Genomic DNA, 25,828 nt, shown 5'->3' on the forward strand with positions numbered 1-25,828 from the left:
GAGAATATTAAGATAAGCTTCCCTTTTAGCATAATGCTTATAAAAATCTACCTGATTTTTTTCTTAATTAAAATTAACGGCTTAAATATTCTTCATGATTCAAAATAAATTTAAAATTAAATAACCAGAACGTTTATGTTGAAACTTCATTGTATTACATTATACACTTAAATGTTTATCTTTGTAGAACAATAAAAAACTATGATTTTATCAATGACCGGCTTTGGTAGAGCCGAAGGTGTTTTTGAAGGAAAAAAAATAACAATAGATATTAAATCACTGAACAGCAAGAGCTTTGATTTAAATATTAAAATTCCTTTACGTTACAAAGAAAAAGAATTTGAGATCAGAAAAATTCTTAATGATAGAATTATCCGTGGAAAAGTAGACTGCTACGTAAACCTGGAAAACCTTGAAGAATCTAATGATGTGAAAATTAATAAGAGTTTAATTGATTCTTACATCAATGAGCTTAAAAATATTGCATCGGACGGACCTGATTTTGAATATCTTAAAATGGCAGTAAGAATGCCTGATGCTATTACCTCAAGACCTGATGAACTGACAGAAGGTGAGTGGGAATCTTTAGCACAGATAGTCAATGCAGCTGTAGACCGATTCGAAGAATTCAGAAAGACAGAAGGAAGTATTCTGCATGAAGAATTAAACAGAAATATTCAGAATATAGACAAATATCTTGGCGAAGTGATTCCTTTTGAAGAAGAAAGAATCGTAAGCGTTAAAGAACGTTATCAGAAGTCTCTGAAAGAATTCGAAAATGTAGATGAAACCCGTTTCTATCAGGAAATGGCTTATTTTACTGAAAAACTGGATATTTCAGAAGAAAAAGTGAGACTTACTCAGCATTTGAAATATTATAAGGAAGTAATGGATAATGAATCTTTCAACGGAAAAAAACTAGGTTTTATTTCTCAGGAAATCGGAAGAGAGATCAATACATTAGGTTCCAAAGCCAATCATGCCGAAATTCAGAAACTGGTAGTGAAGATGAAGGATGATTTGGAAAAAATTAAAGAACAAACGTTAAACGTGTTATAGTTTCAGGGAACAAAATTCTTGGGTACCATTATCATGTAAAGATAATTCCCAGCTCGAACCCTAAGCTCGAAACTCAAAAATATGGATAAAGTAATTATATTTTCAGCACCATCTGGAAGCGGAAAAACTACATTGGTAAAACATTCTCTGGAAACATTTCCTGAACTTTCATTTTCAATCTCCTGTACGACAAGACAGCCAAGAGGAAGTGAAATTCATGCCGTGGATTATCATTTTTTATCACCTGATGAATTCAGACAAAAAATTTCAGAAGATGCATTTGTAGAATATGAAGAAGTATATACTGACAAATATTACGGTACTTTAAAATCTGAGGTAGAAAAAATCTGGAATCAGGGAAAAGTTGTTATTTTTGATGTGGATGTAAAAGGAGGAATTTCCTTGAAAAAATACTTCGGAGAAAAGGCTTTATCTATTTTTATAGAACCGCCTTCCATTGAAGAATTGGAACGAAGATTGATTTCAAGGAATACAGATGATGCAGAAACCATTAAAACCCGCGTAGCAAAAGCAGAAGAAGAACTAACCTATGCAAGCGAGTTTGACAAGATCGTTATAAACACCGATCTGGATGTAGCTAAAAAAGAAATAGAAAGTTTAATAAAAAGTTTTATCAATAATTAATGGCTGGAAGATGGAGGTCAGAGGATGCAAGTAATGTACTTTCATCAATATCTAACTTCTAATTTCTAACCTCTATTCTGATAATAAAAAAACATTGAGGTTGATATGAGTACCGAAACATTAGAAAAAGCTAAATCTGCAATTCCTGTAAAAGGATTTCTGGATATAAAAGATATAGCCATTCCTCAGGGAGAAGAATTGGTAAAAGCAATTCTTAAACTTAAGGAAGAGAAAAACGCCGTAATCCTTGCCCATTATTACCAACCGGGAGAAATTCAGGATATCGCAGATTTCCTTGGAGATTCTCTGCAATTGGCGAGACAGGCAAAGGAAACCAACGCTGATATGATTGTATTCTGCGGAGTACATTTCATGGCAGAAGCAGCAAAGATCCTGAACCCAACTAAAAAAGTAGTTTTACCTGATACCATGGCTGGATGCTCTCTGGCAGACGGTTGCTCAGGAGAAGGATTAAGAAAAATGCGTGAACAACACCCTAATGCTTTAATTGCAACATACATCAATTGTAATGCTGAAACAAAAGCAGAAAGTGATATCATCGTAACAAGTTCAAACGCTGAAACTGTAATTGAAGCTCTACCAACAGACAGACCTATCATTTTCGCACCGGATAAAAATCTTGGAAGATATTTATCTAAAAAGACAGGTCGCGATATGATTCTTTGGGACGGAAGCTGCGTAGTACACGAAGCTTTTTCAATGGAAAGAATTGCTCAGCAGTTAGCAGATAATCCGGATGCAAAACTGATTGCACACCCAGAAAGTGAAGAAGCCGTTTTAAAGCTGGCTCACTTTATTGGTTCTACTTCTGCTCTATTGAATTTTGTAGAAAAAGATGACTGTCAGAAATTCATCATTGCTACAGAAGAAGGGATCCTTCATGAAATGAGAAAACGTGCTCCACACAAGGAGTTGATTCCTGCTTTAGTTTTTGATGAAAGCTGCAACTGCTCAGAATGTTTCTATATGAAACGTAATACAATGGAAAAATTGTACTTATGTATGAAATATGAACTTCCTGAAATTCTTATCGAGGAAGAATTAAGATTGAAAGCATTAAAACCTATTGAGGCTATGCTTGATCTTTCTAAAAGCATAAAATAATTTCTTTTTGCTTTCAAATATTTTTTATATTTAGGATCCAAACTAATAATAAAAATATGAGAAATTTAAAGAAATTAAACAGAGAAAGTCTTAAAAATGTAAACGGTGGATCGGAAAGTTGCAACTACTGTGGAATACGTGAAATTTGTGCCATAGGATGCTATGGACAACCAATATGTCTTCCAAAAGGACCATACTTTCCTACTGACTGTTAAATAAAAAAGCACTGTTTTTACAGTGCTTTTTTATTTCTGATAAACAGGGATTTTTTAAGATACTCCGCCATCCATACACTCAATACTTACAATTACACATGCTTTGCAGTATAAAGGAAGTGCCTGATATGCACTGCAAGGAGCATCATTAGGTCCGGTTCCATAAGTAGTATTTCTTGGACATCTATTACAGTTTGATCCTATTGCTCCGTTTACTTCTCCAAGTTCTTTTCTGTTTAATTTCTTTAAATTTTTCATAGTAATTTAAATTTATTGATGTTAGTATTTTATCTGCTATAAAAGTCAGAATAATCAGGACCATAGCAATCTGCGCTTACATCTACACAGTTTCTGCACTCTGGTGATAATCCCCAAAAACTCATACAGCTGTAGGTATATTCAGGACCATCACCATAATTTCCTGAAGTTGAACATCTACCGCACCCATTCATTTGAGCACCTTTGATCATTTTAAGTTTTGTTCTTGATATTTTTTTCATAATGCTTATTTTTAAAATTAAGTTTGATACAGCTATCTCATCTCTACTTACAGCATTGGATCATAACATTTTCCTCCCGGTTTTAATGAGCATCCCCATGCTGTTGATCCGCCTCCTCTCATAAAACACACGTATTGCTCTCCACCACAAGTATCAATCTGAAACTGTGTAAAACCACCACTGATACTCTTTTGTTGTTCTCTTGATAATTTTTTAATTGTTTTCATGATGTTTTAATTTTGATTATTATAAATAAGAAAGAGCACTGTTTTACAATGCTCTTATATGATTAAAAGGGTTCGAAACATTCCATGCTTGCCAATACTCTACGCTTACAGCATTCTGGTAAACCGTGAAATTCCGCACATGATTTCGGCTGACCTGGTCCATAAGGTCCTTCCGGACAATTTTCATTACAATCCCAAATTCCTCCTCCATTAATGGCTTTTAAGTTCTCTCTTTTAATTTTTTTCGAATTTTTCATGATTATTATTATATAGTTTAACTTTATAAATGTAAGATTTTTAATTAATTACACAAACTATTTCCCCAAAAAAGGACTTATTATTTTATTATGTTAAAAGTTGCCTATTCCGAAATAATTTGTACATTTGTTTCGTTACAATGAATTCTTTAAGAAACATATCTGATATTTCTGCCCTGAGATTACCTATTTCAGGCATATCTTCTGTTTCTACATTCACAACTACAACGACTACCCCATAAAGGGGTAAATTTTCACATATTATTTCCGGTATCCTGTACTCTTTTTTTAAAGAGTAACAATTTCATTTTTCCTAACCTCAAATCAATAATTGATGAAAATTTTAAAATTCGGCGGTACATCAGTCGCCAATTCTCAGAATATCCTTTTAGTAGAGAACATTATAAAAAAAGAGTCTTCAAAAGACAGAGTTGTAGTCATTGTATCAGCACTTCATGGAGTAACAGACCTCCTCATTCAAGGTGCTGAAAATGCTTCCGAAAAAAATGACAGCTATCTTCAAAAACTTAAAAGCATTGAAGAAAAGCATTTACAACTTGTTAAAGAGCTTATCCCTATTTCTGAACAAAGCTCCTTACTAAGTTTTGTTAAAAAGCACTGTAATGATATTGAAGATCTATACAACGGGATCTATGTTCTTGGCGAACTTACAGACAGAATAAAGGATAAAATTGCTTCTTATGGAGAATTCTTATCCTCCAGCATTATTGCAGCAAGGCTTCAGCAACAGAAATCAGATTGTTTATGGATGAATTCTTCCGAGCTCATCAAAACCAACAGTAATTTTACCAATGCAAAAGTAAATTTTGACCTTACTGAAAACAACATCAAAAACTATCTTGATCAACATCAAAACCAAATCATCATTGGTCCGGGATTCATCGCGTCGGATGATCAAAATCATATAACAACACTGGGACGAGGCGGTTCAGACTATACTGCGGCAATTATTGCAGCGGCTGTAAACGCTGAAGAACTCCAGATCTGGACAGATGTAAGTGGAATGATGACTGCAGATCCTCGTCTAACCTCTAATGCTAAACCGATTGCAGAAATTTCCTACCATGAAGCAATGGAGCTTTCCCATTTCGGAGCAAAAGTTATTTATCCGCCATCCATTCAACCGGTGATGATCAAAAATATTGATCTTACAATAAAAAATACTTTCGAACCTGAAGCATTGGGAACATTAGTTTCTCATAATTTGAACATTTCCGAAAAAGAAAAGCAACAGCTTGTTGTAGGGATTTCCAATATGGGTAATATTGCTTTGCTTACTCTTGAAGGCAGTGGAATGATAGGAATTCCTGGGATTTCAGCTAAGCTTTTCCAATGTTTAAGCAATGAAAGAATCAACGTTATTCTCATTACACAGGGATCTTCTGAACATTCAATTACGATTGCTATTCATGAAAAAGATGTATTGGCTGCTGAAAATGCAATCAATTTTTCCTTTTCAGACGATATTGAATTAAAAAGAGTTGCTCCTGTTACTATTGAGACAGGTCTTTCCATTGTTGCATTGGTTGGAGAAAATATGAAAAGCCGAAGCGGCGTGAGCGCTAAAATGTTCAGCTGCTTAGGGAATAATGGAATCAACATAAGAACGATTGCACAAGGTTCTTCCGAAAGAAACATCAGTGTTGTTATATCTGAAAAAGATGCTAAAAAAGCCGTAAATGTGCTTCATGAAGAATTTTTTGAATCTGAAATCAAACAAATCCATCTCTATATCTGTGGAACAGGAAATGTAGGGAACAAACTTATTGAACAGATTTATGAGCAAAATAAATATTTAAGGGAAAATCATCTCATCAATTTGAGAATTGCCGGGCTTTCCAACAGCCGAAAAATGATTTTTGCAGATACAGGAATTTCTAAAAATGAATATTCCAATTGGATTGAAATTGGAAAAGAAGCCTCACCCAAAGGTTTTGCAGAAGAGATCATATCCCGAAATCTGAGAAATTCTGTTTTTGTAGATATCACAGCAAGCGCGGCAGTCCCGGAAGTGTATGAAAGTTTATTAAAAAGAAGCATCGATATTGTTGCCTGTAATAAAATTGCAGCCTCATCTGATTTTGAGCAGTATAAAATTTTAAAGAACACTGCCAGGAATCACAACTGCAGCTTTCATTTTGAAACCAATGTAGGCGCAGGGCTTCCTGTAATAGGAACAATAAATGACCTCATTAAAAGTGGAGACAAAGTAACTTCCATTGAAGCCGTACTAAGTGGAACATTAAATTTTGTTTTCAATAATTATGACGGAAACAGAACTTTTTCTGAAGTGGTAGCACAAGCTCAAAAAGAAGGATATACAGAACCGGATCCAAGACTGGATTTATCCGGAACCGATGTTGCTCGTAAAATTCTGATTCTTGCCAGAGAAGCTGGTTATCCCCTTCAGTTTGAAGAAATTGAAAACATTGGATTCTTACCTGAAGCTTGTATGCAAGGAAGTGTAGAACATTTTTATGAAAAACTTACGGATTATGAAGATCACTTTAAAACACTGTTTTTAAATGCCAAGAAAGATGGAAAAATATTGAAATATACCGCTGAATTTAAAGATGGTAAAGCAAAAGTAGGCTTACAACATGTTGCTCCGGGAAGCGATCTATTCCATCTTTACGGAAAAGACAATATTGTTATTTTTAAAACATTAAGATATTCCGAACAACCATTGGTTATAAAAGGAGCCGGTGCCGGAGCGGAAGTAACCGCAAGCGGCATTTTTGCAGATATTATTCGTTCAATTTAAAAACATAAATATGAAAAAAGTAAAACTAAAAATCCCGGCTACTGTAGCTAATCTTGTTTGTGGGTTTGATATTCTGGGGATGGCAATTCATGAACCTTATGATGAAATGGAGATCCGATTACTGGAAACTCCTGAGGTTATTATAAAACATAAAGATCAGTTCGGACTTCCTGAAGAACCATCTAAAAACGTTGCTGGAATTGTACTTTTAAAAATCCAGGAGCATTTTAACTTACAAAATGGTTTTGAGGTTATCATTCATAAACACATAAAACCAGGAAGCGGGCTCGGCTCCAGTGCGGCTAGCGCCGCCGGAGCCGCACTGGGAGCCAATATTGTATTAGGAAATATCATGTCAAAAGATGAAATGATACATTTCGCCATGTTTGGAGAAGAACTTGCCTCGGGAGTACGGCATGCCGACAATATTGCACCTTGTATTTATGGAGGAATTACGCTAGTGAAGTCAACAGATCCTATAGATATTATTCCTTTGAACTCCCCCGATTTGTTTGTAACAGCAGTACATCCTCAGGTGGAAGTAAAAACATCCGATTCAAGACAGATACTCAAAAAAAATATCACTTTAAAAAATGCCGTTGAACAATGGGGAAATATTGCCGGGCTGGTAGCCGGAATTCAGAAAAATGATTTTGCACTGATCGGAAGAAGTCTCAATGATATCATTATAGAACCTGTACGAAGTATTTTAATTCCCGGATTTGATGATGTTAAAAAGAAAAGCCTTGAAATGGGAGCTCTTGGTGGTGGAATTTCAGGATCAGGACCTTCTATCTTCATGTTAGCAGAACAAAAGGAAACTGCTGAAAAAATTGCAGCACTTATGAAATCAATATATGATGAAATGAAGATCGAAAGCTTTGTATATGTTTCAAAAATAAATCCAGTCGGAATTGAAATCATTGAATAACCCAATCACATTAAAAACAAATGAAATATTATAATTTAAAGGACAGTCAGGAACAGGTTAATTTCAAGACTGCAACCATACAAGGACAAGGGAAAAGAAAAGGATTATTCTTCCCCGAAAATATTCCGCAATTTGATGAAAAATTCATCCAAAATCTTTCACAGTATGCTGATGAGGAGATTACTTATGAATGTATGAAAGCTTTTATTAATGATGAAATTCCTTCTGAAGTATTAAGAAATATTATTGCTGAAACCGTCAGTTTTGAGATTCCGTTGAAAAAAATAAATGATAAAATATCAATTCTGGAGCTTTTTCATGGTCCTACCCTAGCCTTTAAAGATGTTGGGGCACGATTTATGAGTAGATGCTTATCTTACTTTTTAAAAGATCAGGATAAAAAAGTTACTGTTCTTGTTGCTACTTCAGGAGATACAGGTGGTGCGGTTGCTGATGGTTTCTATGATCTTCCCGGAATTGAAGTTGTCATCCTCTATCCTAAAAACAGAGTAAGCCCCGTACAGGAAAAACAACTTACTACATTAGGAAAAAATATTTATGCATTAGAAGTTAACGGAAGTTTTGATGATTGTCAGAGTTTAGTAAAACAGGCTTTTTCCAACGAAGAAATCAATAGTCAATTATTTTTAACATCTGCCAATTCTATTAATATTGCGAGATGGCTTCCTCAGCAAATCTATTATCTACTGGCTTTAAAACAATGGCTACAATCAGAAGAAGAACCTCCTGTAATATGTGTTCCAAGTGGAAATTTCGGAAACATCTGTGCCGGACTTCTTGCCCATTTACGAGGTCTTCCGACAGAGCATTTTATTGCAGCCTGCAATTCTAATGATATTATCCCTCAATATTTCAAAACAGGGAATTTTATTCCTAAAAAAGCCTTAGCCACATTATCTAATGCTATGGATGTAGGAGATCCCAGTAATTTTGTAAGAATTCTGGAACTTTTTAATAATGAATTTGATACTCTCAAAAATAAAGTATCAGCATACACTATTGATGATCAAAAAACCATACACACAATTACGGATGTTTATGAAAAACACCAATATATTCTGGATCCGCACAGCGCTGTGGCATTTGCTTCATTAGAGCAATATCTCAAAGAAAATCCAGGTAAAAAAGGATTCATTTTAGGAACGGCTCACCCAGTGAAATTCCCTGAGGCAGTAGAAAAAGCCGTTAAAACAAAAATTGAGATCCCTGCATCTCTTAATGATTTGATGAAAAAGGAGAAAAAAACTATTGAAATAAATTCAGATTTTGAAGAATTAAGACGATTTTTGCTTGATAAAAATTAGAAACAATGAGCAAGATATACCTTGAAGATGTAAAAATATATGCCTACCACGGAGTTTTACCTGAAGAAAACATTATTGGTACCTATTATATTTTAAATGTAGAACTTCATACCGATCTTTGGAAGGCTTCAGAATCTGATGATCTGAACGATACTATAAGTTATGCCGACATCAATGGTATTCTTCATGGGGAAATGAAGATCAAATCAAAACTTCTGGAACATGTGGCAGGAAGAATTATTTCTAAAATTCATACCCGTTTTCCACAAATCGATTATATCAAGCTTAAGATCACCAAAACAGCTCCGCCAATGCAGGGAGAAATGAAAGGCGCAAGTATTGAACTGGAAAAAGGATTCAAACCGGAAAATTAAAATTACTATTTTCGCTTTATAAAAAAATACAAAATTGAGACTCTTTAAAATATTATTTCTAGTAACATTTATCAACATTTTTGGTCAATCCGGTGTTGATAATCAATTGGCAAATTATAATTTTCCAAAGATAAAATCCAGCATTACCATGCCTGTGACAATTCCATTGTCGGAACTCAGCAATATGATTAATGCTTCTGTAAAAGACCTTGTCTATCAGGATGATTCTTACACAGACAACAATAATGATCAGTTCAAAGTAAAAGTCTGGAAAACAAGACCAATTCGTTTGGTGGGAGGAACAAGCCAGAATCTTTTGATTGAAGTTCCCTTAAAAATATGGGCAGAAAAAGGGCTGGGGACACTTGGTGTTTATACCTACCAGAATACAACGTTTGAAACCGTAATGTCATTCAATACAACTGTTACTTTCAAAAACAACTGGACAATTACCACCAGCACCCGACCGAATGGATTCCGATGGGTAACAAAACCTGTATTGGATTATGGAAGAATACAGATCCCTATCACACCTATTGTTGAGAAAAGTCTTAAGGAACAACAGGAAAAATTCTGTAAAACTATAGATCAGCAAATGGCTACTCAATTGAATTTCCAACAATATGCCGTAATGGCGTGGAATACTTTTTTACAGCCATTCAATATTTCTGAAGAATACAATACATGGTTAAAAATAAGCCCGGTTGGTGTTAATATTACCCCTTTAAAGTTCTATGGAAATCAAATCAATGCAACACTTGGTATTGATATTTATTCCGAAACTTTTACCGGAAATAAACCAGCTGCATCTCTACCTGTGGCTTCAGCAGCAAACTTTAACTTCTCACCTACTGTTGCAGATAAATTCCTTTTACAAACTACTGCAAATATTCCTTTTACCGAAGCCAGTAATATGGCACGAAAAACTTTTCTAAACAAAGAGTTTGACATTCGCGACTCAAAGGTAAAAGTAACAGACATCAGAGTATATGGAGTAGATGACAGAATTATCATTGAAGCCCAGACTGACGGTTATATCAAAGGAACCTCTGTCATCTCAGGGATTCCTGTTTATGATGAAGCCAAAAGGAAAATTGTTCTTTCTGACACCAAATTCAAACTGAAAACAATGAATATTCTTCAAAAAACGGCATCTGTTCTGTTTCAGGGGAAAATTATTAAAATGATTGAAGAAGAATATGGAATTCCTACACAGGAACTCGAAGAAACCTCTAGAAAAAGTATTGAAGAAGCTTTCAATAAAGAATATTATAAAGGCTTAAAGATAAGTGGAAAGGTATTTAACCTAAAACCAAGCAAAATCCTTCTTAACAGCACAGGAATTACTGCTGTTATTGATACTAATGCAACATTAAAACTTCTTGTTAACGGGTTTTAAATGCTAATAATATGAGCAGCCAGGAAACAGCTGCTCATTTTTTTTATTGTAGAACCAGGCTCTGTTTTTTATAAAATTCTCTGTCACATCTATATTTCTCTCTATTTGAAATAAGGCGAATAATAAAGGAAAATCTGTCATAAAATTTATAATACTGAAAAACAGATACAAACAAAAAACAGGAGGAAAAAAAACAAATAAATTTCACAAAAACTTTTGTTCATAAAGAAATTTAACTATATTTGCACACCTCAAAAATGGTAAGACATGGTACTTTGGCCGAGCGGCTAGGCAGTGGTCTGCAACACCATCTACAGCGGTTCGAATCCGCTAGGTACCTCACAAAACCTCTAAATTTTATTTAGAGGTTTTTTTATGTATATACTTTAAGTTTCGGGTTTTACGGAAATCCATAAAGCATATTATTCTTTTTTCTACAAATTGGCAAAAAGCCTACCCATGAAAAAAGTAAAACCACACACCATAAGAAAATAAAGAGACTATCCCAACAGCAAGTAGCGACATTATTCCCACCGAAGTATTCCTTTACAGCAGAAAAGAAAATACGCAAGCTTACATTTCTCAGCTGGAAAAAGAAAACATTACCTTCCATGAGAAAATCGAAATAAAAAAACATTCTCAACAATTAGCAACATCTTTTCAATATAAAAAGCTTCTCTATTCCTTGGAGAAGCTCTATAAATAATACAAAAAGTAATGATGGATAGAAAATTATCTGTTCAAAGGTAATAACAAGAATACTTAACTTTTTATGAGTACCGTCATATAATCAAAAAAAAATCCTCGGAAATTCCGAGGATAAAAACTAATAACCATGAAAACTCAAATTAAACATGAGTTGCGTTTGTATATTGAAAAATCGTGCCAAGATTTACAAATTTTGAAAAAACATGCATTTTTTTTAAAAAATTCACTTTTTTATTATTACAGACAAATACATAAATTAACATATATTAAAAAAAAATAACCAATATTTAATGAATCTAAATAACAAATAAATACATTAAGAAAAAAATACATGAAAATTATATAATTTAAAAAAAATAAAAATTTAATTAATTAGTAAAATGAAATAAATTCAACAAAAACTTTCACTTTATATAATCATCCTATAAAATTCACTAATTGGCATAATTTATTCTTCTATTTAGTAAACCCTCTAAATCGAAAATCATGTCACACAAAAATTTCACCACAACAGATTTTACAGAAAATAGTGAAAAACAATATCAGATTGAGTTCAAAATAAATGAAATAGGTGAAGGCATCAATCTTATTGTACAGAAATTAAATGAAAAAGGAGAATACGAAATGATACAAGCTCCGGTACATAGGCTCAATGACAGCATATTTATAACATGGGACCATCCTTTTGATGGCAGAATTCTATTTGATGAATAAAATATGAGAGCATCACAACCAAAAAGCCTCCCGAAAGAGGCCTCAAAAAACACAAATGATGAAAAAAAAATTTTATATCAGAAATAAAATCAATTTTTTAATTCCTTCCCGAAATTAGATATAATCGTTTTATCATATTTATGACTACACTCATAAAGTATTAACATTATTCCTTAGCACCTTGTAATACTTGTAATATAAGAGAAAAAAGCACATATCCTATGACCAAAAACAAGGATTTAATGCTCAAAATTTAATATATTTACAAAAATTAACTCAAAAAACTGTGATAAAATTTTCTATACTTATAGCCCACTATAATAATGGAAAGTATTTTAAGGATTGTTATAACTCTTTAATTAGTCAAACCTTCCAAAATTGGGAAGCCATCATTGTAGATGACGCTTCTACAGATAATTCTGTGGAAATTATAGAATCCTTAACAAAAAACGATCCTCGCTTTAAGACCTACTACAACTCTACAAATCAGGGATGTGGCTTTACCAAAAGGGAATGCATGAAATATGCAAATGGAGAAATTTGTGCTTATCTAGATCCTGACGATGCTCTCTATCCTGAAGCTCTGGAAAAAATAGTTCATGAGTTTACTTTAAAGAATCATATTGTTGCTTCTTACTCTCAAATGATGCTATGCAATGACACACTGATTCCCGATAAAATTTTCGCCAGTACCAAGCAGATATATAATGATCGTTACTTCTTCAACTGTCCTATTCAATTCGCCCATTTCTTTGCTTTTAAAAAAGAAACTTATTTCAAAACGTCCGGGATCAATCCAGAATTAAAAAGTGCTGTAGATCAGGATTTATATTTAAAAATTCTCGAACATGGTGATGTAAGATACATTAAAGAACCTTTATATTTCTACAGACTCCACGCAAAAGGAATTTCCCAACAAAGCGCAAAACAAAGCGCGAAAGATTCCTTTGCAAAAGTTATCCACGAAACCATGAAAAGAAGAGGAGTTGCAAGGATAAATAATCAAAAAGTTCCCGATACCTACGATAATCCTCAGGAAATCTTTCAGCTTCTAGATTATCAAACTAATAAAATCCATCGTCTGTTTAATAAAATAAAAGTTACCTTAAAACATTAAATAAAAAAACTCCTCTCGTTAAGGAGTTTTTTACTATAAGGATAACAGAATATTTTTTTAGGTTATAATTCATTTGTAACCAATATATATCCTCAAGGATAAGTGAAGAGGAATAAAAATATGATCATTAATTGGGCAAAATTTCAAAAGAAAAGGCCCCCATTCAGGAGGCCCAAAAAACACAAATGATGAAAAAAATCTATTTAGAAAAATCCAAACAGAATATTGTAATATTATTCAAATTCAAAAATTTTGTTATTTTTTTTTAATAAAATATCAAAATACAATAAACGGAATAATTTATTATAGTCATGATTTGATAAAAAAATCCTCTTTTCGAGGATTGTAAATTTAGACAAATATTTTTGTTTTCACAAAGTTATTCTTCCCATGTAATCGGAACATATATCGTGATATATCCGTCTGCATCTAAATTTTCATCAGAAACTGTAGCAACTATCGTTCCATAACCTACCCAGCCACCTTGTCCCTGAATTCCTGAAAACTCATAAGTTCCTTCAGGAAGATCCTCTTCAGAAAACTGCGGAAGTGCACGGTCATGATATCTGTCACTGAAATATTCTTCACCTGTAACAGTATTTTTTGCAACAAAACCTCCAAGATCAAATCCTGAACCTGAAAGAATTTTTGTTCCACTCTTTGAAAGAAGTCCATAACGAACAGGGTAAGTTTTTACCACTTTCTTATCTGATACTTCTGAACGAACTTTTGGACCTTCCACTACATCTGTAGAAGAAAACGAAGTAGTAACAGCCAATAATCCAAGAACAGCTGAAACTGTAAAAATTGATTTTCTCATATTAAAAGTAATTTTGTTGTTCAAAAGTAATCAATCTAAATGAACTCAATAAAAACTATTGATTAACTAAAAATTACAAATACAATGAATAAAATTTCGTAGCCAAAAAGAAAACGATGATGAATCTATCCTAAAAAGATTATTTTTTATATCCCTCACAAACTTCATAACCAAATCCTCAAAATATGCCTTCTTTACAGGAAATTTATAAAGGTTTTAAATGAATAGGTTCTTTTTTATTATAAACTTTAACTTTCTTTAACTAAAATTTGGCTCCATAATTGAAAATAAAAATAAAACTAAAGCCGTTTTGGCTTAAGCTTATTAAAATTTGAATTATGAAAAAGATAGTAGCAGCAGGTTTTTTATCTGTTTTTTTGATAACGGCCTGCAAGAAGGATGACAGAACTGCTGAGAAATCACTGGAACAACAAAAACTTGAATTCCAGGCAAGACAGCTTGATATTGAAAGACAAAAACTAGCCATTGAAAAGGAAAAACTAGTGTATGAAGCTCAGAAGAAAGCAGACAGTATCTCTGAAAGCAAAAAAGCTAAAGCTATTGCTGAAAATAATTCAAAACCAAAAGTAATCAGAGAAACAAGAACCGTATACAGAGACAGAAGCTCTAATTCTAATTCCGGAGGTGGCAGTAACGGTGGATATGCAGATAACGGAAATGGTTCTTCACAAGGTACAACTCAGAAAAAAGGGATGAGTAAAGCTGCTAAAGGAACCATCATTGGTACTGTAGGAGGCGCCGCTGCCGGTGCTATCATTGCTAAGAAAAACAGAGGTCTCGGAGCCGTGATCGGTGGCGTTGTAGGTGGTGCTACAGGATATACAATCGGTAGATCGCAGGATAGAAAGGACGGAAGAGTACAACCCCGCAGATAATATTTTTTACAATAACATATAAAGATTGCTTATTTTTAAGCAATCTTTTTTTATGATACTTTTACTTTTTTCCACTCTTTTAATTATTCCAGCTCTAGCAGGACTGGGAAAAGTCATGGAAAATATTTTCGGAACTTTATTTCCTGATATTTCTGGAAAAATAGTATCCGGGATTATGGGAATAAGCATTCTTTGGACTCTGATTTCTTTTTTTATTCCATTAAATATTTATGTAGAGATCATTACAATTTCTCTAGGATTATTCTATTTTTTCAAAGAAAAGCTTTATTTGGAATTTTATAAGTTTACACGAAAAGATTTTTTTTTAGGGGTAATTGCTTCTCTCATTATTTTATTTGCCGGTTCGTTTTATCCTTATATTTTAGATCATTTTGGGTATTACGTTCCAACGATCAAATGGATTACGGAATATGGACTAATTAAAGGAATTTCCAATCTCGATCTTATTTTAGGACAAATGTCGATCTGGCATATATTTCAAGCCGGACTTTCAAATTTTTCAGATCCATTTCTAAGAATAAATTCTGTCCTGCTGATCATTTACACCTTGTATATTATTGAAAGAAAAAGCTGGATTCAGCTATGTGCTTTACCTATATTCCTCTTGTTTTCTCAATCACCAAGTCCGGATCTGCCTGTGCTGATTTTTTCTTTAATTATTTTAAATGAGATTCTTGTAGGAAATAAAAAAGCTGCCCTACTCTTTGCTTTCTCAATGTTTGTTTTTGCAATAAAACCTACGATGATCTGGCTACCAATAGTAATATTTCTTTATAACATATTTATATTGAGAGCGAATAGTAAAAATTTACTTTTTGGTGGTTTAATTTTAGGGCTATACTTCTTTAAAAATATCTGGACATTTGGGTTTCCTATATTCCCCGTAGCATTAGTTGATCTTGGTTTTTCATGGAAACCTAATCCTGAGGTATTAAAAATATCTTCTCAATATGCCATTATGAAAACCTATGACATGCAATATTCTTATGAAGAAATCCAGAAGTTTTCCGCAATTGATTATATTAAAAACTGGTTCTTTTTAAAGGGTATAAAGTCAATAATCAATATTCTTTTTATTCTTAGTTTAATTTCTTTTTCTCTTTTTGCATGGATCCGAAAAAGAAAATTGATCACATTGATCTGTATTTCATTGCTGATAAAAAGTATACTCGTTTTAATGTTTTCTGCACAATACAGATTTTTCATTGATGTATTCTTTGTAATATTCTTTATTTTGTTTTATGAGTATTTTGACAAAAAAAAATCAATCATAGTTTTTTCAACACTCAGTATATTATTTATTTCATTACTTTCTTTTCCTAGCCTTATTCAACAAGCTATCCCAAGTTTTAAACTTGGAAACTTTATGACCGGGTTTAAACAGAAACAACTTTATCAACCTTCTGTTTATCAATACAGCAAATTTGATCACTTGAAGGTTGGGAATCTTCCATTCAATGTTTCAAAAAACTATCCTTACAATTTTGATACTCCCCTTCCCGCTATTTCTCAAAGCTTTATTTATGATGATATCAATGCCGGAATTTTTCCTCAGCTTATTGATAAAAATGACATTAACAAAGGATTTATCTGGAAAAGAATGACTTCAGAGGAAAAAAGAGAAGCAGAAACCGTGATTAATACTATCGAAAACGTTGATAAATAGAACAAATCCAGAAACTTTATTATCTGAAGAAAAAAAGGTAATTTTGTATTATGTTCAACACATTAGGTAATCTTCTTAGTCTTACAACATTTGGAGAAAGTCACGGAGTGGCTTACGGCGGTATCATTAATAATTTTCCGGCTGGTTTAGCGGTAGATCTTGAAAAAGTTCAATATGAACTGAACCGAAGAAAACCCGGACAGTCAGCTATTGTTACACAAAGAAAAGAAAGTGACACAGTAAAGTTTCTTTCAGGAATCTTTGATGGAAAAACTACAGGTACGCCCATCGGTTTTATCATTGAAAATGAAAATCAGAAATCAAAGGATTATGACCATATTGCTGGCGCATATCGTCCTAGTCATGCAGATTTTACATATGATCAGAAATTTGGGTTCAGAGATCACCGTGGCGGAGGGAAGTCTTCTGCAAGGGAAACCATGAACTGGGTAGTGGCAGGAGCTCTTGCCAAACAGCTTTTACCTGAAATTGAGATCAATGCATATGTTTCGTCTGTAGGTGATATCTTCTGTGAAAAACCATATCAGGCTCTTGATTTTTCTCAAACGGAAAGTAATGATGTTCGTTGTCCGGATGCTGAAACAGCAGAAAAAATGATTGCCAGAATCAAGGAAATCAAAAAAGAAGGAAATACGATTGGCGGAACTATTACCTGCGTAATCAAAAATGTTCCTGTAGGAATTGGTGAACCAATATTTTCAAAACTTCAGGCAGAATTGGCAAAAGCAATGCTGAATATCAATGCATGCAAGGGATTTGAATATGGAAGCGGTTTCTGTGGAGCAAAAATGACAGGAAAGGAGCATAATGATGCTTTCAACACAGACTTTACTACAAAGTCAAATTTATCCGGAGGAATTCAAGGTGGTATTTCCAATGGAATGGATATCTATTTCCGTGTGGCATTCAAACCGGTGGCTACTATTTTAAGACCTCAGGACAGCATTGATAAAGATGGTAATCCTGTAATTGTAGAAGGAAAAGGACGTCACGATCCATGTGTAGTACCAAGAGCTGTTCCCGTTGTGGAAAGCCTTGCAGCATTTGTACTGGCTGATTTATTTTTGATCAACAAAACAAGAAATATCAATAATTTTTAACATAAATATTTTTGGTAATGAAAAATTACTGGGATAAAGGAATTTCATTTGAAGAATACCTTCAGATTGCAAAAGAAAGATTAGAAAATCCAGCTAACGAACAGGAAGCTGATTTTAAACAATATTACGAACTTGGACTTCAGAGAATGGACAGAACTGTTAAAAAGTACGTTCCGGATGAAGACCAAAGAAAAGAACTGGAAGCTAAAAACTTTGATGGGAAAATTCTCGTAATCTCTGAAGCTTGGTGTGGGGATGCCAGTGCAACGGTTCCTGCGCTTTTTAAATTCTTTGAAGGTCATAATGACATCAGAGTTTTTCTGAGAGACAGTGATAAAAGCCTGATCAACCAATTTTTAACCAACGGTACGGAATCTATTCCTAAGGTTCTTATTTTAGATAAGGATTTTAATGTAAAAAATTCATGGGGACCACGTCCTAAATATGGTTATGAGTTATTAATGAAATACAAAGCAGATCCTGAAGGATATCCAAAAGATACTTTCTATAATGACCTGCAAATTTATTATGCTAAAAACAGAGGTAAAGATGCCGTTCAGGAAATCTTAGATCTGTTATAAAAAACAGAATATGAAAAAAGGTATCATTTATATAATAATAATTGCCGTTATTGGTATCGTGGCTTTCATACCAGGAGTAAGGGATTTTCTGAAAAATCAGTTTTTCCCTATTGCTACTATTGAAAATGCAGTACACATCAATGAAGAAGATTATGACATAGACCTTAAAGGTATTAATGTTCCAAGCACCAACCTTAAAACCCTTAAGGATAAAGCTGTTTTTCTGAATTTTTGGGGAACCTGGTGCCCGCCATGCAGAAAAGAATGGCCTAGCATTCAGAAATTATATGAGACAAGAAAGGAAAATGTAAACTTTGTACTCATTGCTATGAATGATAAAGAAGAGGATGTAAGAAAATTTTTAAAGGAAAATAATTATACGGCTCCGGTGTATATCGCCCAAAGCCCTATTTCTGAAAAGATTCTTCCAAAAGTATTTCCTACCACTTTTCTTTTAGATAAAACAGGAAGAATCCTTATCAAGGAAGATGCTTCAAAAGATTGGGACTCAGAAACTGTGCATCAGTTTATTGACAATATCATCAAATAAATTTTAACTAAATTTTATAATTTGTTGGTACAGGATTTGTGAAATTTATACCGTTAAAAAATTTGTTTAAATCCAAACACAAAATGAAATATTCAAAATTAAATCTTGCAAAAGAAGCCATCAATCACAAGGGCTTTGTCAAAAAGATCCCTGATATTTTCAGAATGGTAAAATTGTGGAGAAAAGGTATTTACCCAATGAAATCCATTGACATTATTCTTCCGCTTTTAGGAATTTTATATGTCATCTCCCCTATTGACCTACTTCCTGAATTTGCTATCCCTGTACTTGGAGTAATGGATGACCTTGCTGTTTTATCCCTTACGATTCCAAAACTTATCAAAGAGGTAGACAAGTTTTTACTTTGGGAAGCTGAACAAAAATATAAAGGCACTCAAGTCATTGATGCCGAAATCGTAAAATAATAGTTTATTATATTTTTAAGACCATTCTGAGTATTTCAGGATGGTTTTTTATTAAGCAAATGGGCGATAAATTTTTAAGCCTTATTTCAAATCCTTAAATTTGCAACATCTAATAAAAAATAATGGAAAGTAAAAAAGAATTCTTCTTAGAGTGCTACAAGCTAGGTATCATTAAATTTGGAAGGTTTACTTTAAAAAGTGGTATTGAAAGCCCTTTTTATGTAGACTTAAGACCATTGGCTTCCGATCCTAAAATCTTAAAAAATCTTGCTAATTATTTATTGGAGATGCTTCCATTGGATAATTTTGATTTAATCTGTGGAGTTCCTTACGCTGCTCTTCCTATGGCGACTGCCATGTCACTGGAAAGCTATATTCCATTAATTATTAAAAGAAAAGAAGCGAAAAGCTACGGTACCAAAAAATTGATTGAAGGTATTTATCAGAAAGGGCAAAACTGCCTATTGGTAGAAGACGTGATTACTTCCGGAAAATCTTTACTGGAAACTATTCCTGAAATAGAGCAGGAAGACCTTAAAGTTTCTGATATCGTAGTGGTATTAGACAGAGAGCAAGGTGGAAAACAATTACTGGAAAGCAAAGGGTACAGAGTACACACTCTTTTCAATATTTCTGAGGTATGTGGAATTCTTCAGGAGACTGGTGAACTGTCTGATGAGGAAGTGAAGAGAATTCAAGATTTCTTATTGGGGAATCACATTCAGTTTGAGGAGGAAACCAGAGCATCTTATGAGCAAAAATTGAGTAATGCTCAACATTCTGTTTCTAAGAAATTATTGGAGACTGCTTTGGCAAAGAAATCGAACCTTATTGCGTCTGCTGATGTTACAACCACTCAGGAATTACTTGATTTTGCTGAAAAAGTAGGTCCTCATATCATTGCATTAAAGACGCATATCGATATTATTTCTGATTTTGAATATGAAAAGACAATCACTACTCTAAAGGACATTGCGGCAAAACATCAGTTCTTATTAATGGAGGACAGAAAATTTGCAGATATTGGAAACACTCAGGAATTACAATTCACAAGTGGAGTTTTTAAAATCACAGATTGGGCAGATTTCGTAACCTCTCAGGTAATTGGAGGATTTGAATCACTTGACTGTTTCAAAAATGTAGGAGTGGTAGCAATTGTTGGAATGTCATCAAAAGGAGCATTAACAACAGCTAGCTATCGTGAGGAAGCTTTAAAAGTAGCAGCATCTCACCCGAATGTAATAGGTGGAGTATCTCAGAATAAAATCCCTGAAGATCTTTTATTATTCACACCAGGAGTAAATCTTGCAGATTCAGGAGACGGAAAAGGACAGCAATACAATACTCCAGAGCATGTTTTCAAAACTTTACATACAGATTTCATCATCGTAGGAAGAGGAATCTACAAGTCTGAAGATCCTGCCGCAGCTGCAGTTACTTATAAAACTGAAGGTTGGAATGCTTATATTAATTCTTTGGAAAAAAAAGCAATTCAGAATTAAAATTCTAGAAAGTATATACAAAATAAGTTATATTTGAGCTTTATCACGGATATTTGAAAAAGATCAGCCTTTGCCTTATTTTGTTTTGTGGAATTATTAAGATTTCCGCACAGAATGACAGTATTTATATTGGAGCGAAACTATCTCCTGACAGGAAAACCTTTGAGGTCAATCAGGAAATAGTTTACTACAATCATTCAGACAAAGACCTGAATACTGTAAAACTTTTGAATTGGGTTTCCACATATAACAGACGTGGAACTTCTTTAGTCTACAGAAAACTGGAAGACAGGAATAATGATCTGCATTTTGCAAAAAATGATGAACTGGGAAAACTTCTTGAGCTGAACATTAAGAATTCAGAAAATCAGGAAATTCCTGTCAATATGATTACAGATGAAAATCTATTTATTCCTCTGAAAAACGCATTAAAACCAGGCGAAAGCATTACTTTGCAATTGCAGTACAGAATGCAGCTTCCTGATAAAAAATTTACGGGATATGGTACATCTGCACAGAATATTGCATTAAAATATTTCTTTATTGTTCCGGATCGTTTTGATCCGGACAATATTTCCCAGAGAAACTACCATGATATTGAAGAACCCGTAAGCTTTAATACATTCTGGACTATAAATTTTGATATTCCTGTGAATACTTTCATTGAGGGTAACTTACCACAAATCCAGATGAATTCTTTTAAAGGCTACCTTGATTCAGATCCGGAGTTTACAATTTCCTCATATACTTCTCCTATTATAAAAGTCAATGTTGACGGTACAGATACAGAAATCAAATTCGGTTATAATCTTAAACCTGATGAAAAACAGAACCTTGAATTTTACTTACCTCTTCATTTAAAATTTTTAAAAGAGAAAATAGGTTCTCTTCCTAAGAGTCTCTTTATTTCAGATAAATTCAGAGCAAAGGAAGATTTTTTCGGGAATAATGATATTACTTTTTGGAAATTCAGATTCCAATTGTTTACAGATGCTGAAAAAACAGATCTCGATTATTTTGGAATCATCACGAAAAAAATTCTTGATGAAAACATTATTGCTGATAAACAAAAAGATCACTGGTTTAAAAATGGTTTGAAATCATACCTTGAAATTCAATATCTGAAAAAATTCTATAAGGACACCAAACTTTTGGGAACGCTACCAGAATCAAAGATATTCGGAATCAAGCCTTTAAAATTCTTTCATGCTTCAAAAGTAAAACTTCTGGATCGATATGGACTTGCCTATCAATACATTATGCTTCAAAACCTGGATCAGAAAATAGATGAAGATTTTGGAGTACTGAGTAATTTCAATGATATGGCGATAAGCAGCTTTGAAACAGGAAGTCTATTTAATTACTCTGCGGATAAAATGGGAGATCAGACATTCAACGATCTTATAAAAAACTACGTTTCACAAAATACAGGAAAGAGAATTGATCCCGATGATTTTCTGAAGGACCTGGCTCAAAAGGAGAAAACAACCCATTATCTGTCTCAGTTTTTCAAACAGAAAAACAGAGTCAATTTTAAGTTGAAACGTATTACAAAGGAAAATGATTCTCTGCAGATCAAAATTGCTAAAAATACAGATGCTCCTATTCCTGTAAAACTTGAAACTGAAACCAGAAACGGAGAAAAAAAAGCATATTGGATAGAAACAGAGGAAAATGAAAGAAGTAAAGACTTTTCATTACCCGCATCAGATAATATTTATAAAGTCACATTAAACAGCGGTTATATTTTCCCTGAATCCAGCTACAGGGATAATTTCCTTTATGCGAAAGGTATATTTTCGAATACAAAAAAGCTTAAGCTTAAACTAATCAAGGATATCCCTAACCCTGAATACAACGAAATTTACATCAGCCCAAGAGTACGTTTTAACAATACGTATGATAAATTTTTACTTGGAGTTAATTTAAAAAATCAGTCATTCTTTGACCAGAAATTTCTGTATTCATTTACTCCAACCTATAGTACCGGAACAGGAAAGCTTACTGGTTCCGGAGCAGTCTCCTACTCTTTCCTTCCGGCTGAAAGTGTTATAAGAAGTCTTACATTTGGGGTTTCAGGCTCTTATTTTCATTATGATTATGATCTTGCTTACAGAAAAGCTTCTGCATTTTCAACATTAAGCTTTAGAAAGAACCCAAGAAGTACCGTAAGCAGAAGCATCGGGTTTTCTTACAATTATTTTGAAAGAGATCTGAGTCCGAAAATGATAGCCAATGATGATTACAAAAAATACAATCTTTGGGGGCTTGGTTATAGCTACAGCGACAGCCAGATGATTCATGAAAAAAGCTTAAGCTTGAGTACACAGGGTATGGAGGATTTCAATAAAATTACTGCTGAAGGATTTTACAGATGGGAATTTGCTCCAAAACAGAAATTGAGTGTTCGTTTATTTGCCGGATACTTTTTAAGAAACGATACCCGAAATAACTTATTTAACTATGGAATTTCAAGGGTTTCCAACTATACATTTTCCTATAATCTTTTAGGAGAAAGTGCCAGCAGCGGACTTCTTTCACAACAGTTTATCCTTGCAGACGGAGGATTTAAGTCTTTTCTTCCTGGAAGTGTTAATCACTGGATCACGTCTGTGAATGTAGATTCCAGTATCTGGAAAATATTCCATGTGTATGCGGATGCAGGAGTATATAAAAATAAAGATTTTCCAACAAAATTCATTTGGGATAGTGGCATCAAGGTAAGAATCATTCCTGATTTTCTTGAAGTGTATTTCCCTATACAGTCTTCATTGGGATTTGAGCCGTCATTTAAGGATTATGCGAAACGTATCAGGTATACTTTGGTTCTTAACCTCGGTTCCATCATCAATGCGGCAAGACGAGGATGGTATTAATATAAAAAAGAACTGCTTACGATAAGCAGTTCTTTCTTTTTCAATATGTGTAAAACTAATCTTTAATAATTTTTTGTGAAATAGGGGCATTATTAATAGTTCCGGTGACAATATATGCACCTTTCGGAAGCTCTGTGATATCAATATTTAAAGCAAATTTCGTAGGAGATTTTTTCACCACCTGCCTGTATGAGTCATATACTTTTACATCCTTTATTTCCATGTCGAATACAACCTTTCCATCTTTTACAAAAGGATTTTGTACAAAACCAGATTTTGCCATTCCCTCCGCTGAAAAGTCTGCTCTATTATCACCATTATTATCAAAAGTTCTTCTGATAGCCGTTGATGCTGTTGGAGAAGGAGCTGGACCATCACCCTTAAACTGATCTGCATTAGCTCCATAACCTACAAAATCCAAAACATTAGATGAACCAGGATTTGCAACCTGAATAATATTTCCAGCTAAAGCCACTTTCCCTGATGTACTGGAAATTTTTATCCCAACAGATTTATTAGGAGTTCCGTCAAAATTTGTAACAGTTGTTGCTATAAAATTGGGAGTAGGTAAACTTTCTACCCCACCATCAATAGCAGCTTCCTGAATAAGATAAGTTTCATTAGGTCCTAAAGTAAAATTCGGTAATGTATGATATTGGGTAAACGCACCAATTGCCGGTGCATATTGTATGCTTGCTCCCGTTAAGGAAATCAATGTGGTCCCTATATTTTTAAGAACGATATAATTATTTTTAAAAACCGATCCGGAGCTTTCATTACCTCCGTAAATTTCATTGATAACAATCTGTGCATTTGTAAGCGTTGTTATCAGTACTAATCCGGCAATAGTAAAGATTTTTTTCATCTCAATATTTTTACAGGTGATTGTGGTAAAAAAACAAAAACGATACCACAAGATTGGGAAATATACAATAAATACCGGATATATTCATGGAATAATGAAGTAATTATAATAAAAAAATCCAGCCATTTCTTCGAAATGGCTGGATTCTATTTTTATCTAAAAACGAATTAGTCTTTTAAGATTTTTTGAGATACTGCTTCTTTGTTTACAGTACCTGTTACGATATAAGTTCCTTTAGCTAATTCAGCAACGTTTACAGTTCCGTTTTGTTTTACAGAAGCTTCTTTTACTACCTGTCCGAACATGTTGAAAACTTTTACATCTTTCACATCAGCTCCGAAAGTGATTTCGTTGTTTTTTACGAAAGTGTTTTTTACAAAGTTTGAAGACTTTCCTCTGCTGATTTCTGTAACAGCAAGACTTCCTGTATTTGAATTTTCAGGAGTTGGAGTTCCAGCAGTAAAGTCAGCATTATTATTATTAGTATCAATACCATTAGTACGTGAAATAGATGTAGTATTACTAGTAGCAGGAGCTGCTCCGGCACCTTCAAATAAACTTACTCCACTCGCTCCCCAACCGACAAAGTCAATAACATTTGAACCATTGGCAGCAGTAGGATTTTCACTATCAGAAGTCAAAGCAATTTTCCCGCCTGATCCAGACAGTCCTAAAGGTTGATTAGGAAAAGCTGTACCACTAGGTGCAAAATCAGGAGTAGGTAAATTTTGAGTTCCTCCATTTCCTGCAGCTAATTGTATCAAATATTTTTGTCCTGGGTTTAGCGTAATTAATGGCAATGCTAACTTATTGTTAAGGGGATTATTATTACTGCCACTTGGTCCAAATGCTCCATTTGTGGAGGCATATTGTAGGTAAGCCCCTGTAAGAGTTACCACAGAAGATCCATTGTTAATTAACTCAACAAAATCATTCTTTAACGTAGCCCCAGCATTTCCGCCACCGCCATACACTTCATTAATCACAATCTGAGCATTCATAGATGCTGCTACGGAAATTAATCCTAAAATAGTAAAGATCTTTTTCATAAAATAATTTTTTTTTAAAATTTATAGAATAAAAATACAAAAAAACCGTTACTTAAAAAAATAACGGTATATATT

26 protein-coding genes and 1 tRNA gene are annotated in these 25,828 nt (G+C 33.6%); 20 read left to right on the forward strand and 7 right to left on the reverse strand.

Going from position 1 to position 25,828, the window contains the following annotated elements; translation table 11 throughout:
- The first annotated feature begins 201 nt into the window (after window positions 1–201).
- The 4 genes from BBI01_RS12890 to BBI01_RS23010 all read left to right on the forward strand — a co-directional run bounded on the left by BBI01_RS12890 (window position 202) and on the right by BBI01_RS23010 (window position 3,044).
- A complete protein-coding gene (locus BBI01_RS12890) occupies window positions 202–1,059 on the forward strand; it encodes a YicC family protein (RefSeq protein ID WP_083190101.1) in 858 nt (285 codons plus the stop codon).
- An 81-nt stretch (window positions 1,060–1,140) separates the two neighbouring features.
- Entirely contained in the window at window positions 1,141–1,704 is a 564-nt protein-coding gene (gmk, locus tag BBI01_RS12895; protein WP_065395078.1) for a guanylate kinase, read from the forward strand.
- A gap of 105 nt (window positions 1,705–1,809) precedes the next feature.
- The gene (nadA, locus tag BBI01_RS12900; protein ID WP_065395079.1) at window positions 1,810–2,829 is read left to right on the forward strand and encodes a quinolinate synthase NadA; all 1,020 of its coding nucleotides are present in this window, start codon (window positions 1,810–1,812) and stop codon (window positions 2,827–2,829) included.
- A gap of 56 nt (window positions 2,830–2,885) precedes the next feature.
- Complete coding sequence (locus BBI01_RS23010) at window positions 2,886–3,044, forward strand: bacteriocin-like protein (RefSeq protein WP_185114354.1); 159 nt, start codon at window positions 2,886–2,888, stop codon at window positions 3,042–3,044.
- Between the two features lie 54 nt (window positions 3,045–3,098).
- Here the strand turns inward: BBI01_RS23010 and BBI01_RS12905 are convergent, their stop codons facing one another.
- The 4 genes from BBI01_RS12905 to BBI01_RS12920 all read right to left on the reverse strand — a co-directional run bounded on the left by BBI01_RS12905 (window position 3,099) and on the right by BBI01_RS12920 (window position 4,028).
- Window positions 3,099–3,302: a bacteriocin-like protein gene (locus tag BBI01_RS12905; protein WP_065395080.1), complete on the reverse strand. Its 204-nt coding sequence runs from the start codon at window positions 3,300–3,302 to the stop codon at window positions 3,099–3,101.
- A gap of 29 nt (window positions 3,303–3,331) precedes the next feature.
- Window positions 3,332–3,544 (reverse strand): hypothetical protein, encoded by a 213-nt coding sequence (locus tag BBI01_RS12910; RefSeq protein WP_065395081.1) that lies wholly within the window; start codon window positions 3,542–3,544, stop codon window positions 3,332–3,334.
- 47 nt (window positions 3,545–3,591) lie between these two features.
- Entirely contained in the window at window positions 3,592–3,771 is a 180-nt protein-coding gene (locus tag BBI01_RS12915; protein ID WP_065395082.1) for a bacteriocin-like protein, read from the reverse strand.
- A 62-nt stretch (window positions 3,772–3,833) separates the two neighbouring features.
- Window positions 3,834–4,028, reverse strand: a complete 195-nt coding sequence (locus tag BBI01_RS12920; RefSeq protein ID WP_065395083.1) for a bacteriocin-like protein — start codon at window positions 4,026–4,028, stop codon at window positions 3,834–3,836.
- Between the two features lie 334 nt (window positions 4,029–4,362).
- On the opposite strand from BBI01_RS12920, the gene thrA reads away from it, so the two are divergent.
- From thrA to BBI01_RS12960, 8 genes are all read left to right on the forward strand, one after another.
- The gene (thrA, locus tag BBI01_RS12925; protein ID WP_065395084.1) at window positions 4,363–6,813 is read left to right on the forward strand and encodes a bifunctional aspartate kinase/homoserine dehydrogenase I; all 2,451 of its coding nucleotides are present in this window, start codon (window positions 4,363–4,365) and stop codon (window positions 6,811–6,813) included.
- Window positions 6,814–6,823: 10 nt separating this feature from the next.
- Window positions 6,824–7,744, forward strand: a complete 921-nt coding sequence (locus BBI01_RS12930; protein ID WP_065395085.1) for a homoserine kinase — start codon at window positions 6,824–6,826, stop codon at window positions 7,742–7,744.
- A 20-nt stretch (window positions 7,745–7,764) separates the two neighbouring features.
- Window positions 7,765–9,069, forward strand: coding sequence for a threonine synthase (gene thrC, locus BBI01_RS12935; protein ID WP_065395086.1), 1,305 nt, complete (start codon window positions 7,765–7,767; stop codon window positions 9,067–9,069).
- Window positions 9,070–9,074: 5 nt separating this feature from the next.
- A complete protein-coding gene (folB, locus tag BBI01_RS12940; RefSeq protein ID WP_065395087.1) occupies window positions 9,075–9,443 on the forward strand; it encodes a dihydroneopterin aldolase in 369 nt (122 codons plus the stop codon).
- A 34-nt stretch (window positions 9,444–9,477) separates the two neighbouring features.
- A complete protein-coding gene (locus BBI01_RS12945) occupies window positions 9,478–10,842 on the forward strand; it encodes a DUF4403 family protein (RefSeq protein WP_065395088.1) in 1,365 nt (454 codons plus the stop codon).
- Window positions 10,843–11,111: 269 nt separating this feature from the next.
- Window positions 11,112–11,182, forward strand: a tRNA-Cys gene (locus BBI01_RS12950).
- 854 nt (window positions 11,183–12,036) lie between these two features.
- A complete protein-coding gene (locus BBI01_RS12955) occupies window positions 12,037–12,264 on the forward strand; it encodes a glutathione synthase (RefSeq protein ID WP_065395089.1) in 228 nt (75 codons plus the stop codon).
- Window positions 12,265–12,550: 286 nt separating this feature from the next.
- Entirely contained in the window at window positions 12,551–13,381 is an 831-nt protein-coding gene (locus tag BBI01_RS12960; protein ID WP_228394005.1) for a glycosyltransferase family 2 protein, read from the forward strand.
- 379 nt (window positions 13,382–13,760) lie between these two features.
- Here the strand turns inward: BBI01_RS12960 and BBI01_RS12965 are convergent, their stop codons facing one another.
- Window positions 13,761–14,201, reverse strand: a complete 441-nt coding sequence (locus tag BBI01_RS12965; RefSeq protein ID WP_065395090.1) for a hypothetical protein — start codon at window positions 14,199–14,201, stop codon at window positions 13,761–13,763.
- 338 nt (window positions 14,202–14,539) lie between these two features.
- Between BBI01_RS12965 and BBI01_RS12970 the strand changes: the two genes are divergently transcribed.
- The 8 genes from BBI01_RS12970 to BBI01_RS13005 all read left to right on the forward strand — a co-directional run bounded on the left by BBI01_RS12970 (window position 14,540) and on the right by BBI01_RS13005 (window position 23,839).
- Window positions 14,540–15,097, forward strand: coding sequence for a YMGG-like glycine zipper-containing protein (locus tag BBI01_RS12970; protein WP_065395091.1), 558 nt, complete (start codon window positions 14,540–14,542; stop codon window positions 15,095–15,097).
- A gap of 52 nt (window positions 15,098–15,149) precedes the next feature.
- Window positions 15,150–16,784, forward strand: a complete 1,635-nt coding sequence (locus tag BBI01_RS12975; RefSeq protein WP_065395092.1) for an LIC_10190 family membrane protein — start codon at window positions 15,150–15,152, stop codon at window positions 16,782–16,784.
- A 50-nt stretch (window positions 16,785–16,834) separates the two neighbouring features.
- Window positions 16,835–17,905 (forward strand): chorismate synthase, encoded by a 1,071-nt coding sequence (aroC, locus tag BBI01_RS12980; RefSeq protein ID WP_065395093.1) that lies wholly within the window; start codon window positions 16,835–16,837, stop codon window positions 17,903–17,905.
- Window positions 17,906–17,922: 17 nt separating this feature from the next.
- Window positions 17,923–18,486, forward strand: a complete 564-nt coding sequence (locus tag BBI01_RS12985) for a thioredoxin family protein (protein ID WP_065395094.1) — start codon at window positions 17,923–17,925, stop codon at window positions 18,484–18,486.
- Between the two features lie 10 nt (window positions 18,487–18,496).
- Window positions 18,497–19,036 (forward strand): TlpA family protein disulfide reductase, encoded by a 540-nt coding sequence (locus tag BBI01_RS12990; protein ID WP_065395095.1) that lies wholly within the window; start codon window positions 18,497–18,499, stop codon window positions 19,034–19,036.
- A gap of 83 nt (window positions 19,037–19,119) precedes the next feature.
- On the forward strand, window positions 19,120–19,461 hold the full coding sequence (locus tag BBI01_RS12995; RefSeq protein ID WP_065395096.1) for a YkvA family protein: 342 nt from the start codon (window positions 19,120–19,122) through the stop codon (window positions 19,459–19,461).
- A gap of 122 nt (window positions 19,462–19,583) precedes the next feature.
- Window positions 19,584–20,963, forward strand: coding sequence for an orotidine-5'-phosphate decarboxylase (pyrF, locus tag BBI01_RS13000; protein ID WP_065395097.1), 1,380 nt, complete (start codon window positions 19,584–19,586; stop codon window positions 20,961–20,963).
- 53 nt (window positions 20,964–21,016) lie between these two features.
- Entirely contained in the window at window positions 21,017–23,839 is a 2,823-nt protein-coding gene (locus BBI01_RS13005; RefSeq protein ID WP_065395098.1) for a gluzincin family metallopeptidase, read from the forward strand.
- 55 nt (window positions 23,840–23,894) lie between these two features.
- On the opposite strand, the gene BBI01_RS13010 is transcribed toward BBI01_RS13005, so the two are convergent.
- Together BBI01_RS13010 and BBI01_RS13015 are read right to left on the reverse strand one after the other, a co-directional pair.
- On the reverse strand, window positions 23,895–24,704 hold the full coding sequence (locus BBI01_RS13010) for a T9SS type A sorting domain-containing protein (RefSeq protein ID WP_065395099.1): 810 nt from the start codon (window positions 24,702–24,704) through the stop codon (window positions 23,895–23,897).
- 167 nt (window positions 24,705–24,871) lie between these two features.
- Window positions 24,872–25,753, reverse strand: a complete 882-nt coding sequence (locus BBI01_RS13015; protein WP_065395100.1) for a T9SS type A sorting domain-containing protein — start codon at window positions 25,751–25,753, stop codon at window positions 24,872–24,874.
- Window positions 25,754–25,828: the final 75 nt, after the last annotated feature.

This window comes from Chryseobacterium artocarpi (assembly GCF_001684975.1).
In the GTDB taxonomy this organism is placed as follows: Bacteria; Bacteroidota; Bacteroidia; order Flavobacteriales; family Weeksellaceae; genus Chryseobacterium; species Chryseobacterium artocarpi.